Source organism: Alistipes sp. CAG:268, from assembly GCA_000434235.1.
GTDB lineage: Bacteria > Bacteroidota > Bacteroidia > Bacteroidales > Rikenellaceae > Alistipes > Alistipes avistercoris.
Genome location: FR891984.1, coordinates 23,605 through 24,304 on the forward strand (window position 1 = coordinate 23,605; position 700 = coordinate 24,304).

Consider the following 700-nt stretch of genomic DNA (forward strand, 5'->3'; position numbering starts at 1 on the left):
GCTCTTCGAGCTCTTCCGCGACTGCACGCGCGAAGGCATCACCATCGCCGCACCGGGGTTCTACGCCCCGCAGGGCCGCTGGGTGCGCCTCGAGCCGCAGGACGTGCACCTGAATGAGAAGATCGAGTCGTTCGACTACCGCGGGCGCCGCATCACCAACTTCGAGATGGAGGGTTCGGCCCTGGCCGGCCTGGCGGCCCTCATGGGGCACCGCGCCGCCACGATCTGCACGATCATCGCCCAGCGGGTGGCGCTCGACGCCTGCACGGACTACAAGCCCTTCGTCCGGCGGATGATCGCAACGGCGCTCGACAAGCTCGCCTCCCTGGACTGAAACACACGACACGCAATCAACATCAACAACAAGAAATAAGAGACAAGAGACTATGAAATTTTCCGTATCAAGCTCGGCACTGCTTTCGCTCCTGGCCACGACCGGCAAGGTCATCAGCAACAAGAATACGCTCCCGATCCTGGACTACTTCCTCATGGAACTCAACGGCACGACGCTCAAGGTCACTACCTCCGACCTGGAGACGACGCTCATCGGCTCGATCGAGGTGGACAGCGTCGAATCGGAAGGCACGATCGCCGCGCCCGGCAAACTGATGCTCGACTCGCTCAAGGAGTTCCCCGAACTGCCCCTGACGATCGACGTCAATGACAAGAACTGGGAGATCCGCATCGAGTGGAAGAGCGG

1 protein-coding gene and 1 pseudogene are annotated in these 700 nt (G+C 61.6%); both read left to right on the forward strand.

Translation table 11 applies throughout. The features are described from left to right. Nucleotides 1-334, forward strand: a 334-nt coding sequence (locus QZL63_RS03235) for a phosphorylase family protein (RefSeq protein ID WP_441293887.1), incomplete at its 5' end; no start/stop codon positions are given. A gap of 52 nt (nucleotides 335-386) precedes the next feature. Further along, a pseudogene (locus QZL63_RS03240) lies at nucleotides 387-700 on the forward strand (DNA polymerase III subunit beta); the annotation flags it as partial.